The sequence below is a fragment of the Christiangramia portivictoriae DSM 23547 genome (assembly GCF_000423045.1).
In the GTDB taxonomy this organism is placed as follows: domain Bacteria; phylum Bacteroidota; class Bacteroidia; order Flavobacteriales; family Flavobacteriaceae; genus Christiangramia; species Christiangramia portivictoriae.
The window spans coordinates 325,479-337,940 of the sequence record NZ_KE383972.1 but is presented as its reverse complement, the minus strand read 5'-3'; the positions used below and the strand labels follow the sequence as shown (position 1 = coordinate 337,940).

General features: G+C 38.4%; 16 protein-coding genes. 8 read left to right on the top strand and 8 right to left on the bottom strand.

Going from position 1 to position 12,462, the window contains the following annotated elements; all coding sequences use genetic code 11:
* Positions 1-41: 41 nt before the first annotated feature.
* Complete coding sequence (locus G529_RS0114150) at positions 42-791, bottom strand: SDR family oxidoreductase (RefSeq protein ID WP_026916153.1); 750 nt, start codon at positions 789-791, stop codon at positions 42-44.
* 141 nt (positions 792-932) lie between these two features.
* Positions 933-1,643 carry an SDR family oxidoreductase gene (locus G529_RS0114145; RefSeq protein ID WP_026916152.1) on the bottom strand — a complete coding sequence of 237 codons (711 nt, stop codon included), beginning with the start codon at positions 1,641-1,643 and terminating at the stop codon, positions 933-935.
* A 214-nt stretch (positions 1,644-1,857) separates the two neighbouring features.
* Between G529_RS0114145 and G529_RS0114140 the strand changes: the two genes are divergently transcribed.
* The 3 genes from G529_RS0114140 to G529_RS16445 all read left to right on the top strand — a co-directional run bounded on the left by G529_RS0114140 (position 1,858) and on the right by G529_RS16445 (position 3,244).
* Complete coding sequence (locus G529_RS0114140) at positions 1,858-2,274, top strand: hypothetical protein (protein ID WP_026916151.1); 417 nt, start codon at positions 1,858-1,860, stop codon at positions 2,272-2,274.
* A gap of 68 nt (positions 2,275-2,342) precedes the next feature.
* Positions 2,343-2,960 carry a YqaA family protein gene (locus G529_RS0114135; protein WP_026916150.1) on the top strand — a complete coding sequence of 206 codons (618 nt, stop codon included), beginning with the start codon at positions 2,343-2,345 and terminating at the stop codon, positions 2,958-2,960.
* 125 nt (positions 2,961-3,085) lie between these two features.
* Complete coding sequence (locus G529_RS16445; protein WP_084509794.1) at positions 3,086-3,244, top strand: YqaE/Pmp3 family membrane protein; 159 nt, start codon at positions 3,086-3,088, stop codon at positions 3,242-3,244.
* Positions 3,245-3,290: 46 nt separating this feature from the next.
* Here the strand turns inward: G529_RS16445 and galE are convergent, their stop codons facing one another.
* Positions 3,291-4,334 carry a UDP-glucose 4-epimerase GalE gene (galE, locus tag G529_RS0114130; protein WP_035696149.1) on the bottom strand — a complete coding sequence of 348 codons (1,044 nt, stop codon included), beginning with the start codon at positions 4,332-4,334 and terminating at the stop codon, positions 3,291-3,293.
* A 138-nt stretch (positions 4,335-4,472) separates the two neighbouring features.
* On the opposite strand from galE, the gene G529_RS0114125 reads away from it, so the two are divergent.
* From G529_RS0114125 to G529_RS0114110, 4 genes are read left to right on the top strand one after another with little or no spacing between them, the layout of a single operon-like run.
* Positions 4,473-4,757 carry a DUF3817 domain-containing protein gene (locus tag G529_RS0114125; RefSeq protein ID WP_026916148.1) on the top strand — a complete coding sequence of 95 codons (285 nt, stop codon included), beginning with the start codon at positions 4,473-4,475 and terminating at the stop codon, positions 4,755-4,757.
* 10 nt (positions 4,758-4,767) lie between these two features.
* The gene (locus G529_RS0114120; protein ID WP_035696148.1) at positions 4,768-6,042 is read left to right on the top strand and encodes a mechanosensitive ion channel family protein; all 1,275 of its coding nucleotides are present in this window, start codon (positions 4,768-4,770) and stop codon (positions 6,040-6,042) included.
* Between the two features lie 16 nt (positions 6,043-6,058).
* Positions 6,059-7,162: an endonuclease/exonuclease/phosphatase family protein gene (locus tag G529_RS0114115; RefSeq protein ID WP_026916146.1), complete on the top strand. Its 1,104-nt coding sequence runs from the start codon at positions 6,059-6,061 to the stop codon at positions 7,160-7,162.
* Positions 7,163-7,220: 58 nt separating this feature from the next.
* Positions 7,221-8,132 (top strand): mechanosensitive ion channel family protein, encoded by a 912-nt coding sequence (locus tag G529_RS0114110; RefSeq protein ID WP_026916145.1) that lies wholly within the window; start codon positions 7,221-7,223, stop codon positions 8,130-8,132.
* A gap of 1 nt (position 8,133) precedes the next feature.
* On the opposite strand, the gene G529_RS0114105 is transcribed toward G529_RS0114110, so the two are convergent.
* The 3 genes from G529_RS0114105 to G529_RS0114095 form a co-directional block, all read right to left on the bottom strand.
* Positions 8,134-8,520 (bottom strand): acyl-CoA thioesterase, encoded by a 387-nt coding sequence (locus tag G529_RS0114105; protein WP_026916144.1) that lies wholly within the window; start codon positions 8,518-8,520, stop codon positions 8,134-8,136.
* Between the two features lie 121 nt (positions 8,521-8,641).
* Positions 8,642-9,061 carry an NUDIX domain-containing protein gene (locus G529_RS0114100; protein ID WP_026916143.1) on the bottom strand — a complete coding sequence of 140 codons (420 nt, stop codon included), beginning with the start codon at positions 9,059-9,061 and terminating at the stop codon, positions 8,642-8,644.
* A 5-nt stretch (positions 9,062-9,066) separates the two neighbouring features.
* Positions 9,067-10,419, bottom strand: coding sequence for an NAD-dependent succinate-semialdehyde dehydrogenase (locus G529_RS0114095; protein ID WP_026916142.1), 1,353 nt, complete (start codon positions 10,417-10,419; stop codon positions 9,067-9,069).
* A gap of 159 nt (positions 10,420-10,578) precedes the next feature.
* Between G529_RS0114095 and G529_RS0114090 the strand changes: the two genes are divergently transcribed.
* Complete coding sequence (locus tag G529_RS0114090) at positions 10,579-10,989, top strand: hypothetical protein (protein ID WP_026916141.1); 411 nt, start codon at positions 10,579-10,581, stop codon at positions 10,987-10,989.
* On the opposite strand, the gene G529_RS0114085 is transcribed toward G529_RS0114090, so the two are convergent.
* Together G529_RS0114085 and G529_RS0114080 are read right to left on the bottom strand one after the other, a co-directional pair.
* Positions 10,963-11,697, bottom strand: a complete 735-nt coding sequence (locus tag G529_RS0114085) for a DUF3307 domain-containing protein (RefSeq protein WP_026916140.1) — start codon at positions 11,695-11,697, stop codon at positions 10,963-10,965. The genes G529_RS0114090 and G529_RS0114085 overlap by 27 nt on opposite strands.
* Complete coding sequence (locus G529_RS0114080; RefSeq protein WP_026916139.1) at positions 11,687-12,352, bottom strand: hypothetical protein; 666 nt, start codon at positions 12,350-12,352, stop codon at positions 11,687-11,689. The genes G529_RS0114085 and G529_RS0114080 overlap by 11 nt, the downstream gene beginning before the upstream one ends.
* Positions 12,353-12,462 lie beyond the last annotated feature (110 nt).

Here is a 12,462-nt window from a genome sequence, read left to right as displayed (position 1 = left end):
AAAGCCCGGAGATCATCCGGGCTTTTCTTTTTCTAAAGACTCTATTGTTCCTGTTCTGTTGGCATGATAAACACATCGTTCACATTTGCACGTTTTGGTTGCGTTAGTGAATAGTGGATCGCATCTGCGATATCCTGAGCCTCCAAAGGAGTCATTTCTTTAAAGTTGGAAAGTAAACCTTCTTTTACTTCATCGTCTGTAATAGATTCAGCAAGCTCGGTGTCAACAAAACCAGGTTCAATGGAAGTTACATTAATTCCGAATTTCGGGGCAAGTTCCATTCTTAATCCTTCAGAAAACATTTTTACGGCAGATTTCGTTGCGCAATATACTGCCCCTCCAGGATAGATCTTATTGGCTGCACTTGAAGAAATATTGATGATATTACCAGACTTTTGTTCCATCATGGTTGGTAATACTGCTGCAACGCCGTTCAGTACACCTTTAATATTTACATCAATCATTTTATCCCATTCATCTGTATGAAGATTTTTTACAAATGACAAAGGCATCAAACCTGCGTTATTAATTAGACCATCAATACTATTAAATTCTTTTTTGGCCTTTTCCACAAGTGACTTCAAATGATCCTTATTGGTCACGTCGCCGATGACTACTAAAGCCTTTCCAGCATTTAAGTCATCTATTTTTTTCTTTAATTCATTCAGACGTTCCTCTCTTCTGGCAGTTATAACAACATTAGCGCCTTCCTTAGCTAGTTTCAATGCAGTTGCTTCGCCAATTCCACTCGATGCTCCGGTAATAATAATCGTCTTTCCTTTAATACTCATAACTTTTTTTTTACAAATTTAAAGGATGATTAGTCTGAAACCTTAGCGTATATAGGCTTTGTCATCAATTTAACCTTAACTGCTAAAGCTTGTTAAAGAAAAAAGCCGCTTGAATCAAGCGGCTATCAGTAATATAATCGTTTATTTTTTTGGAGGTCGGGATGGACGTACTTCTATTTTACTAGGCAGCGTTCTTGGATTCATTTTTAGAAGATCTGCAACAAGTTCTCCTATATCCTCACTCTGTATTTTCCAGGCATCTTCTTCTGAAGGTTCATTTCCATTGAAATGTGTAGCCACAGAACCGGGCATAATGGTACTTACTTTAACCCCTTTGTCACGCAGATCCAGCATGATCGCTTGTGAAAATCCTGTCACAGCAAATTTACTTGCGTTGTAAGCTGCTCCACCTGCAAAATAATTGGTCCCGGCTAGACTGGATATTGTAATGATATAACCTTCGGTCTTTTTCAAAGCTTCCACGCTCGCCTTTACTGAATAAAATAAACCATTAAGATTAGTGTCGATCGTATCCTTCCAGTCATCAATGCTTAATTCATCCACAGCTCCAAAGTTACCAACACCTGCATTGGCAACCAGGACATCTAGCTGCCCCCATTTTTCTAGCAATTGCTGGACTGCTTTCTGCTGACTTTCATAACTTCTAACATCGGCTTCCAGACCCAGAGTATCACCGTGGGCTGATAATTTTTTAGCGGCCTCCTCGGCAGATGATAGTGATCTGCTGGTAACAGCAACTTTGTATCCCATATTAAGAAGCGTCTCTGCTACTCCGTAGCCTATTCCTTTACTTCCGCCTGTAATAAGTGCAGTTTTATTTTTAGAACTCATAAATTTAATTTTAGAGAATAAAACTAAGAAAGGCTTCGAGCAGACTGAAATTTATAGCGGTAAGATATTGTTAATTTTAAAGGTTAAATACTTAATAAATCCTATCAAAACGCTTTTATAGAAATGTAAAAAAACTAACTTTGTCCGCTCAGATATTGAGTAGGTATACACCTGCTTTCACCTAATAGTTACAGACCATTTAATAGAGACAACCTTGGAAAACATTAAAGCACAAAAGTTACTTAATAAGATTCAGCGTGACCTTATGCGCAACGGGATCATTATCAATACGATCGTAGAGGATCTTAAAGAACTACGGAAAATGGTAGTTGAAGAAAATATTCCACTTTTGGCTAAAGTTACCAGATTGACTCACGAACATATCAGTGAAAACCAGGATTTCCTAATTGCTATCCCAGATGATATTCCAGTAGAACTTGATGAAAACGGTGATCCTATTGAAATAGATTCTGAAGAATCCTCTGGAATTGAAACTTCAGAAGAAATCACAGGGCAGGAAAGTTTGGAATATATGTTATCCCTAATGGCTGAGCATTCAAATAAACTGAATGAAGAGGAACTTCGGGAATATGTAAAGGCTCTTAAAGCCTTCGCTGGAGAAGATTATTAGGATTTTTACAGTTTCCAATTCGTTACTTGATCATTAGAAATTGCTATTAAAAGAAAGAAGGAGAATTGATGAAAGATAAAGCGAAATCTAAAAAGAAGTCGCGAATCCGCCTGCTGCACCAATACTACAGTTACACCGGTTTCTATTCCTTTGTTTTAGGAAGTTTGAGAAAAGCCATTCTACCAATTGTATTATTCGTAGCTGCGTTATGGGCGATCGATCACTTTCTTCTGGATATAGAGGACATGTTGGTTACGGTAACTGAAACCTATAGTCCGTGGAAGGTTCTGTCTATATTTTTTATTTCAGAATCTTTGCTAGGCCTGGTTCCACCTGAACTTTTTATTGCATGGGCTGGAAAATCGGCAATGCCATTTTTATATCTGTCACTGCTCGCACTGGGTTCCTACCTTGGTGGGGTAGTTTCTTACTGGATTGGTGTATCGATCACTAAAATTCCTGCGGTGCATAATGCCCTTGAACTCAAATTGGCAAAACATATCAAGAACACCCGAAAATGGGGTGGGTTTTTGATCATTGTAGGAGCACTGTTACCCATTCCGTTTGCAATGACCAGTATCGCTGCTGGGATCATTAGATTTCCGTTCCCAAGTTATTTAATATTTGGACTGCTTAGGTTTGCCAGGTTTTATTTATACGCCCTGGTTATATTTGAAATGGTTTAACGCTTTGTTAGAAGTTGCTTATAAACTTTTCCCAAGGTTTATGGCAAAGACTTACTATCCTTCTACCTTGCGGGCTTATTGAACAAATGTTCATCACTAACTATTAACCAAATAAATCAAAAGCTATGTCTATTCTAACAGTTATCTTAAACATTTTATTACCGCCATTAGCCGTATTCATGAAGCACGGTTTAGGAGTAACCTTCCTGATAAGTTTATTACTTACAGCTCTAGGTTGGATTCCAGGTGTGATTCACGCGTTTCTGGTAAACGGAACGAAATAATAAAAGAAAGACCGGCAATTGCCGGTCTTTCTTTTAATCATTATAATTAATCCTGATCTGCCTCTTTTTTCTCGACTAGTTGCTGCCATTTCCAGGCACTATCCAATGCTTCATCTAGAGATCTCTTTGCTTTCCAATTCAAATGATCATTTGCTTTATTGGTGTCTGCATATGCTGCAGTGATATCCCCTTCTCTCCTGCCTACAATTTTATATGCCAGGTCTTTCTTTGAAACTGTTTCAAAAGACTTAATAACCTCTAACACCGTATTGCCATTTCCTGTACCTAGATTGAAAACTTCATAATTTTGATTGTCTTCTCCAGATAACAGGCGTTTTAAGGCCGAAACGTGTGCTTCTGCAAGATCCATTACATGAATATAATCTCGAATTGCCGTTCCATCCCTCGTAGGATAATCATCACCGTAAACAGATAGTTCAGTTCTTTTTCCAATGGCAGTTTGTGTAATAAAAGGAACCAGGTTCTGAGGAGTTCCAATTGGAAGTTCCCCAATTTGTCCGGAATGATGTGCACCAATCGGGTTGAAATAACGTAAGGATATTGCTTTTAATTCCTGATTAACCTTACACGTATCGCGAATGATCTCTTCCCCTATCTGTTTAGTGTTACCGTAAGGAGATTCAGCCTGTTTTACCGGAGCGTTCTCTGTAATTGGTAATTCATCAGCCTGTCCATAGACGGTGCATGAGGAACTGAATATGAAATTGGCCTTCGATTTATTGTTCAGCTCATGTAGTAAGTAAACCAGTGTTGAGAGATTATTTTCATAATACAGTAATGGATTGGTCACACTTTCTCCTACGGCCTTCGAAGCAGCAAAATGAATCACGTTTTCAATGTCTGGATAATTTTCAAAAAAATCCTTTACAGCAGATTTATCACGTAAATCTATATTTTCAAACTCTGGGGTCTTACCACTAATTTGAGTGATTCCACCCAGTACATCAATAGAAGAGTTCGAGAGATTGTCTATGATCACAACCTCAAAACCTTCCGCTTGTAAGGCCACTACGGTATGAGAACCAATAAATCCCAGACCGCCGGTAACCAATACTTTCTTATTATTCATAATTTTATTTTACATGTGCAAAATACTAAAATTGCCACATAACCAGGTTTACTACTTTATTAAATTGCTCACAAAGCCTGCGCTGTAAACAAGGTCATCTAGAGAATATAAATTATCTTTGTACTCCAAAATTTATTTATGGCTTTAAGACATAAGATTACTGTATTTAAGTGGATTAGCATTCTGGAAGGTATTTCGTTTCTGGTACTATTATTAATAGCCATGCCTTTAAAATATATTTTGGATATGCCGGCGATGGTTAAGCATGTAGGCATGGCACATGGTGTACTTTTCGTAGCCTATGTAGTTGGAGCCCTGCTACTAATAAAACCTATGAATTGGGGGCTTAAGCAGATCGCGATCATTTTTGGCTGTTCCTTTATTCCATTTGGACCGTTCTACGTAGAGAAGAAATACCTCTAAACCTACAGTAATGGATAGCATGATAGATATTATTTGTTTTTTCGAGGAGTTGTTTCTTGAATATGGAATGAATGCTGTTGTGGCACAGTATTTAAATCTCTTGATCAATATTGTAGCTCTAACTTTTGTTGTTTTCGCAACGAATTACCTGGTCAAGCATTTCGTCATTGAAGCAATAAGTGCTTTTACGAATAGAACGAAAACTACCATAGACGATTTCCTAATCAAAAGTAATTTCCCAAGATATGTTGGGAGATTTCTGCCTATCTATATTGTATATGAGCTATTTCCATTAATCTTCATCGATTTTCCGAAAATTCTGGAATTCTTCTACTACACGATGAAGATTTATATTATCATTCTGGTAGTTTGGATCTGCAGAAGTGTACTTCGCTCTACTAGAAATTATTTAAAAACCAGGTCTGAATTTAATGACAAGCCTCTGGAAAGCTTCAGCCAGATCATTATGATCTTCCTCTGGATCATAGGTTTGATGTTCATGTTCTCGGTAATCACTGGTAAATCTGTCATTGGGTTTGCTATCTCATTAGGTGCCGCTTCCGCAGTAATTCTATTAATCTTTAAAGATACAATCTTAGGTTTAGTTGCCTCTATACAAGTATCTGTAAATGATATAGTTAGAATTGGAGACTGGATTACATTTCAGAAGTTTGGAGCCGATGGTACGGTTACGGAAATTAACCTGGCCACCGTTCGGGTACAAAACTGGGATAATACCTACACCACCATTCCAACATACAGTCTTATTTCAGATTCCTTTCAAAACTGGAGAGGGATGCAGGAGTCTCCAGGCAGAAGGATAAAACGATCTGTCTTCATAAAACAGAACTCAGTAAAATTTCTCGGTCCCGAAGATATTGCCAAGCTTAAGAAAATTCAACTAATCGCTCCTTACCTGGAAAACAGGCAGTCTGAGATCGATAAATACAATGAGGCGAACAATGTAGATAAAAGTGTACTTATAAATGGAAGAAACCAGACGAATCTGGGAGTTTTCAGGAAGTATGCAGATTCTTACTTGCAGGATCATTCAGCGATTCACAAAGAGATGTATCTGATCGTTAGACATCTTGCTCCAACACCAAACGGGATTCCTCTGGAGATCCTCTGCTTCAGTAGAGATAAACGCTGGGAAAATTTTGAGTATATTTCCGCAGATATTTTTGATCATCTTATTGCAGCCATTCCTTATTTCGATCTTCAACTTTTTGAAGCACCGTCTGGAGATGACCTTCGTAACTACCTGATAGATAGATCAACTTAACTAACAAACTAATTAAATGAAATTAAAACCTTTTTTACAGGGCTTCGGAATTCTTGCCGTGCTTATTACATTAATTCCGATAGTTGCAGTAGATTTCTGGTGGGTAAGAATGTTTGATTACCCTCATATACAATTAACTCTGCTTACCCTTATGGCGATTTTCGCCTACTTCCTTAGGTTTAAAATTTCAAACTGGCGGGATTATGCATTTGTGATCATACTAATGGGTTGTTTTGTATACCAGTTTGTGAAGATCCTGCCCTATACACCACTTGTACCTTATGATGTTGGACAACCAACAGAAGCTGTAAATAAGCAAACCGGTATGATGCTGTTGACGTCCAATGTCCTTCAGAAGAATAAGGAGAAAGATGTCCTCATTGCAGAAATGAAAAAGCTGGATCCAGATGTCGCCGTTTTCACTGAAACTGACCTGAAATGGTCCAATGCCATCAAATCTGGTATAGGGAACAGCTACCCTTATAAAGTCGAAGTACCTCTTGACAACACCTATGGAATGCTCTTGTATTCAAAATTTAAACTGAACAATCCCCAGGTAAAATATATTGTGGATGACAGTATCCCTTCCATTCATACAGAAATTCAATTACGTTCGGGAGACCGGATTCAATTGCATGCCATTCACCCTACTCCTCCAATGCCTCAACACAATCCTTCCTCTTCAGATAGAGATGCTGAAATGATGAAAGTTGCTCTGGAATCTATGAATGCAGATATTCCTGTGGTAGTGATTGGTGATTTTAATGATGTGGCCTGGTCTCAGACAACGAGCATGTTTCAAACGGTCGGGGAATTACTGGACGTGAGAAAGGGACGTAGCTTTTACAATACTTTCAATGCCAAAAGTTTTATCATGCGCTGGTCGCTGGATCATATATTTGTTTCTGAAGAATTTAGAGTTGAAAAGATAGCTTTAGGTGATGATGTAAAATCTGATCATTTTCCATTTTACGCCCAGCTATTCTTACAACCTGAATTAGCTGATGAGCAAAAGCCAGATGATGCACCTGAGGATGAGATCAAAAAAGCAAAAGAACAAATCGCTGAAGAAGAAAAAGAGAATTCTGAAAAAGGTCCAAATGGATCGAGCAATCAATAATGGAGTATTATAATTTTATATTCAGAAAAGTATTCATTTTTCAGAAAAATTGAACATTATGCAAAGTAAGGCCGATCAGGAAATAGATAGCATTGAAGGATCCTTCAATGAATTTTATCAGAATTTTATTGATCAATTACCTGGAATCGGTCTTGGCTTACTTATCATCATTCTTGGGGTTTTAATAGGTATATGGCTAGGGAGATTTTTCACCAGGCGCATCTCTGCAAGAACTTCAGATCCTTTGATGAGCAAATTTCTTGGTAAAGCGATTCGGTTTCTGATTATCATTACTTCCATCATGCTGGCGCTTAAGGCGGCCGGTCTGGGAGGAGTGGCGACCGGTATTCTTACCGCGGCTGGAGCCAGTGCGGTGGTGCTGGGTTTTGCGTTCAAAGATATTGGTGAAAACTTTATAGCTGGAATTATCCTGGCTTTTAATCGTCCGTTTGATGTGAACGATACGGTAGAGATCGGTGATAACTTCGGAAAAGTAAAAGCGCTGGAATTTCGATATACCAAATTAAAAACTTTCGACGGCAAGGATGTCTACATTCCAAATAGTGATGTATTGACCAAACCAGCCACCAATTATACTGAAGACGGATTCTTTCGCTGGAGTTTTATCATCGGGATCGCCTATGAGGATAATATTGATGGAGCAAAAAGAACGGTCATGGAAGCTTTACGCAAGGAACCTACCGTGATCGAAGATGATGAACATCAAAATTTTGTGATCGAAGATGAATTAGCGACCAGTACCGTTAATTTAAAGGTATTTTTCTGGGTTGACACTACAGATTTTAGAATGCAGGCTATGATCACCAAAGGAAATGTGGTAAGAGCCGTTAAGGAAGCACTTGAAGATAATGGTTATTATCTGCCGGCAGATATTCAGGAAATCAAATTATATGGTGGAGAAACCGATTTTTCTGTTGGAGTTGCCACTAAAAAAGAAAAAACCGACTAGCTTATTTGAGTCTGTCCTTTACGAATTCGATTTTGCTTTTACCATGAGGTTTGGGTTTTCCATCTTCTCCCAAAGCTACCATCACGATCCTGTCTACGGTAATAATAGTTTCACGAGTCATCTTGTTTCTCACCTCGCATTGTAGGGTTAGAGAAGCAGTACCAAATTTGATGACCTCAATTCCTATTTCTACGATATCACCCTGATGAGCAGAACTTCTAAAGTCTATCTCACTCATGTATTTGGTTACAGTTTTTGGATTTTCTAATTGAACGATGCTGTACAATGCGCATTCTTCATCTATCCATTCCAGTAACCGGCCTCCGAACAGAGTTCCATTTGGGTTAAGGTCTTCCGGCTTTATCCATTTTCTTGTATGAAATCTCATTTTTTTATTTTGAAGATAATTAAAAAGACCCGTACTATCACGGGTCTGTTATAGAATTAGCATATTCTGAAAAAACTAAAATCAATTTGAAGTTTCCGCAGAAATTGATAGTAATTTCTAGTTATAAGAATTGCTGAGCGACATTAATAATTTCGTCATGATCAAATGCCAGTTGCATTTCCAGCAGATCCTCCAAATTGACCCACCGGGCATCTTTTGCATCATCTGAAGGTGTAAGATCTTCCTCGCAAAAGATCCTGCTTAAAAAAGCTATGGAAATTGTGTGACCTCGTTGATCCCGCCCTGGACTCCCAAAAGCCTGTACCTGCTCCATGCTTTTAACCACCACTCCTGTTTCTTCCTTTAATTCCCTTTTAGCCGCAGTCTCAAGATCTTCCCCCTCATCTACGAATCCTCCTGGTAAAGCCCATTGATCCTTGAATGGTTCATTCTTTCGTTGAATTAGTAAGACCTTAAATTGATTGTTTGTTTTACAAAATACAACGCTATCTACTGTAACTGCTATACGATGATCTGCCATAGTACTTATTTTATATAGACTGTCTTCTTATTTACAAATTCCTGAATGCCGTCCAGGGAAAGCTCCCTGCCGTATCCTGAAATTTTGGTACCTCCAAAAGGAAGCCGGGGATCGCTCTTTACCAGCTCGTTCACGAAGACTGCACCGTCTTCAAATTCTGGGATTATAGATTTCGCGAAATCAAGATCTTCGGTAAAAATCGAAACACCCAAACCAAAATCTGAAATATTCACAAGTTCAACCGCTTCTTCCATTGTTTTGAACCTGGTTATACCAATGGCTGGCCCAAATGTCTCTTCTTTGAAAATAGACATATTTTTAGTTACATGGTCCAAAACGGTAGGCTGCATATATGCACCATTTCTTTCTCCACCTATCAGAATTTTGGCGCCATCATCTAGAGATGATTTGACCTGTTCTTCAAGATCTTCAGCTAGATCTACTCTGGCCATAGGACCAATAAAAGTATCTTCCTCCATAGGGTCTCCACTTCTCAAATTCTTAACCTTCTCCACAAATTTCCGGGTAAAGTTTTCAGCAATGTTCTCGTGCACCAGGATTCTCTTTCCAGCAATACAACTCTGTCCTGTATTTTGAAATCTGGCTTGCACACAGGTATCTACTGTAGCGTCCATGTCGGCGTCCTCGAATACGACCAGTGCATTGCTACCACCCAGTTCCAGAACAGATTTTTTTATTTCACTTCCAGCGGTAGCAGCTACCGCTGCTCCGGCAGGTTTTGAGCCCGTTAAGGTTACCGCCTTGATACGTTTGTCCTTGATGATATTTTCGATCTTAGCACTTCCAATGGTCATATTTTGGAAGCAATACTTCGGGAAACCTGCCCTTTCAAATACCTTTTGAATATTGCTCGCTGAACGCATAACGTTACTCGCATGTTTAAGCACACCAATATTACCCGCCATTAAGGCTGGAGCAGCAAATCGAAATACCTGCCAGAATGGATAATTCCAGGGCATCACTGCCAGAACAACTCCTATTGGTTCATAACTTACGTAGCTTTTCTGGGCGTCTGTATCAACGGGCCTGTCTGCAAGATGATCTGCTGCATTCTTTGCGTAATACTCACAAACCCATGCGCATTTTTCTATTTCAGCAATGCTTTGTGAAATTGGTTTACCCATTTCCAAAGTTATATCACGAGCATACTCTGCTTTATTGGCCTTTAATTCTTCCGCAGCATTCATCATAAACTCAGAGCGCTCAGCCATACTGGTCTTTCTCCAAAGTTTGTATCGCTGGTCTGCGTTTTCCAGTATTTCATCAATTTGCTCATTCGTAAGTTCCTCAAACTTTTCAATTGATTCGCCTGTATATGGATTCTTGGATTCTATCATTTTAATTATCTTTTATTTTAAATATAAGAACTTGAGAAAGTCTCTCAGGTTGGGTTAAGAGAGATTTAACTTGCTGTTGTTCATAAACGGTTTACAACTAAGCAGATGCTGCGAAACTTGAAAGTGGTCTATTGCTTATATTTAGTAAAACTTCCTGCCATGAATGTAAGAGACATCAATTTACTGGAGCTCAGACCTGAGATTCCTTCAGCAAGAATAACAGATAACATGAGTGATGAAGAGCATTTTCAAAACAAAACACTTCGTCCCATCGCAAAACTGCAGAATGACCTGATCCTGGCCATGTTCAGAAATTATGTTAAAAAACACAAGAATAAATTTTATGAATTAAGACTGGAAAGCAGGATGACTTATATCGAAAATGCAATCCAGAAGGATATAAAATTCAGAAACAGTTTAAAGGGTGCGATCATAGGCCAGTTCACTATTGAAGAGTATAACAGCTATATTCAGAACAGCTCAGCGTTGAATAAGCGCATGATGAATATAGTTCGCGAAAGAATCCAGAGTAATATACAGCTGCTAGAAAAACATGACGTAGCGTACTAGTAGGCCAACGATCACGGTAATGGTAAAACTCATTAGAGTTCCTACCAGCACATATTCTGTTTGCTTTCTGGCTCCGGTTTCTGCCTTATCACTAAATCTAAGGATGGATTTTGCCGCAATCAGGAATCCAATTGCTGAAAAATTATTGGTAAGAATAAAAGTAAGGACGAGAATTCTTTCAAAAATTCCAATATAACGTCCCGCGGCATCAAGACTATTCTTCTGTAAGTCGTTTTTTACTTCGGTCTGCCAGCGACTTGTTGCTTTCCCAATTAAGAAACCTGAAGGGAAAATTACCAGCAAATACCCCATAACTATAGCCAGTACTGAAGTAGAATTAATTGTTTCCCGCAAAAACAGAAAAACATTTTTAAAATTATCTGTTAGATAAAGCCACGCAAAGATCATGGCGAGTAAATGAAGTAATTGATCCAGAACAAACATCTTTAAAGAATCCTTACCTGACTGAAGTTTCCAAAGGTCTACAATAAAGTGGGTCACAGCTATAAAAACAGAAATATACCAAAGCTCAGGGTCTGCAAGGAATATAAATGTGAGTATTCCGGCTACAATAGAATGTAAATACAGAAATCTTGATCTGCCCTTTTTCCGTCTTTTGTGTTCAACCCATTTGGTTGGCTGGAGTACAAAATCTGTCATCACATGTGCCAGTAAAAGTTGTAAAAGAATTAAAATACTACTCTCCATCTGTAAAATATTGTTTCATTATTTGTTCATACCTATTTATCAAACTCTCGATAGCATCCCAGCCAGCAGCCTTTTTTCGTTGATTTACAGCCGACTGACTGATACCCAGTGCTTCGGCAATTTCGATTTCTATCATTCCCTTGAGTAAATAATAAATAACTTCTGCTGAGGCAGTGCTCCATCGTTCGGTGATAGTATCAAACAATAAAAAAGTATTGTCAAATTCGGCATTCACAGCATCAATAGCAGATTTGAGCATCATTTTCCTGCCTGTTTTCTGCATTTCATCCAACGTACGCCCGGAGAATTGAAAAGCTTCTCCGTTGGATTCCCTGATTGAATCTCTTTCGAACTCAATCGAACCAATGCCGATTGAAATTCTTAGATCAGCCTCTATGCGGTACGAATTTGAGTCAATAGCAGTTTGAGATCTTAATTTATTCACTGCTGTTTTGATCCTTAAAGCACTTCGGAAGGAAGCAATTGGTTCTATTACACCCTGAATGCTATCACCACGATATAATTCAAAGTTGGTATTTTTATCGCTACTGGCGATACCTTCAATTTCACTTTTAAGAGCATCAAGAACCTGAGTTAGAAAATCCTCGGAATACTTTGTGGAATTGAGTAAATCTGCGGTTAGAACTGCGACCATTTTTAAACATAATAAGCTTAAGGGCTAATATAATAAATTTATAAGCAAATAGACTTATTTGCAGAGATTGCATATTAAATATTTGCTAATTGCTCGGCTAGGAATAAGAG

Bases quoted from the DNA above. Each gene is read 5' to 3' on its own strand.
- G529_RS0114150 (WP_026916153.1), bottom strand. From the start codon at position 791: ATGAGTATTAAAGGAAAGACGATTATTATTACCGGAGCATCGAGTGGA.
- G529_RS0114145 (WP_026916152.1), bottom strand. From the start codon at position 1,643: ATGAGTTCTAAAAATAAAACTGCACTTATTACAGGCGGAAGTAAAGGA.
- G529_RS0114135 (WP_026916150.1), top strand. From the start codon at position 2,343: ATGAAAGATAAAGCGAAATCTAAAAAGAAGTCGCGAATCCGCCTGCTG.
- G529_RS16445 (WP_084509794.1), top strand. From the start codon at position 3,086: ATGTCTATTCTAACAGTTATCTTAAACATTTTATTACCGCCATTAGCC.
- galE (WP_035696149.1), bottom strand. From the start codon at position 4,334: ATGAATAATAAGAAAGTATTGGTTACCGGCGGTCTGGGATTTATTGGT.
- G529_RS0114125 (WP_026916148.1), top strand. From the start codon at position 4,473: ATGGCTTTAAGACATAAGATTACTGTATTTAAGTGGATTAGCATTCTG.
- G529_RS0114120 (WP_035696148.1), top strand. From the start codon at position 4,768: ATGGATAGCATGATAGATATTATTTGTTTTTTCGAGGAGTTGTTTCTT.
- G529_RS0114115 (WP_026916146.1), top strand. From the start codon at position 6,059: ATGAAATTAAAACCTTTTTTACAGGGCTTCGGAATTCTTGCCGTGCTT.
- G529_RS0114110 (WP_026916145.1), top strand. From the start codon at position 7,221: ATGCAAAGTAAGGCCGATCAGGAAATAGATAGCATTGAAGGATCCTTC.
- G529_RS0114105 (WP_026916144.1), bottom strand. From the start codon at position 8,520: ATGAGATTTCATACAAGAAAATGGATAAAGCCGGAAGACCTTAACCCA.
- G529_RS0114100 (WP_026916143.1), bottom strand. From the start codon at position 9,061: ATGGCAGATCATCGTATAGCAGTTACAGTAGATAGCGTTGTATTTTGT.
- G529_RS0114095 (WP_026916142.1), bottom strand. From the start codon at position 10,419: ATGATAGAATCCAAGAATCCATATACAGGCGAATCAATTGAAAAGTTT.
- G529_RS0114090 (WP_026916141.1), top strand. From the start codon at position 10,579: ATGAATGTAAGAGACATCAATTTACTGGAGCTCAGACCTGAGATTCCT.
- G529_RS0114085 (WP_026916140.1), bottom strand. From the start codon at position 11,697: ATGGAGAGTAGTATTTTAATTCTTTTACAACTTTTACTGGCACATGTG.
- G529_RS0114080 (WP_026916139.1), bottom strand. From the start codon at position 12,352: ATGGTCGCAGTTCTAACCGCAGATTTACTCAATTCCACAAAGTATTCC.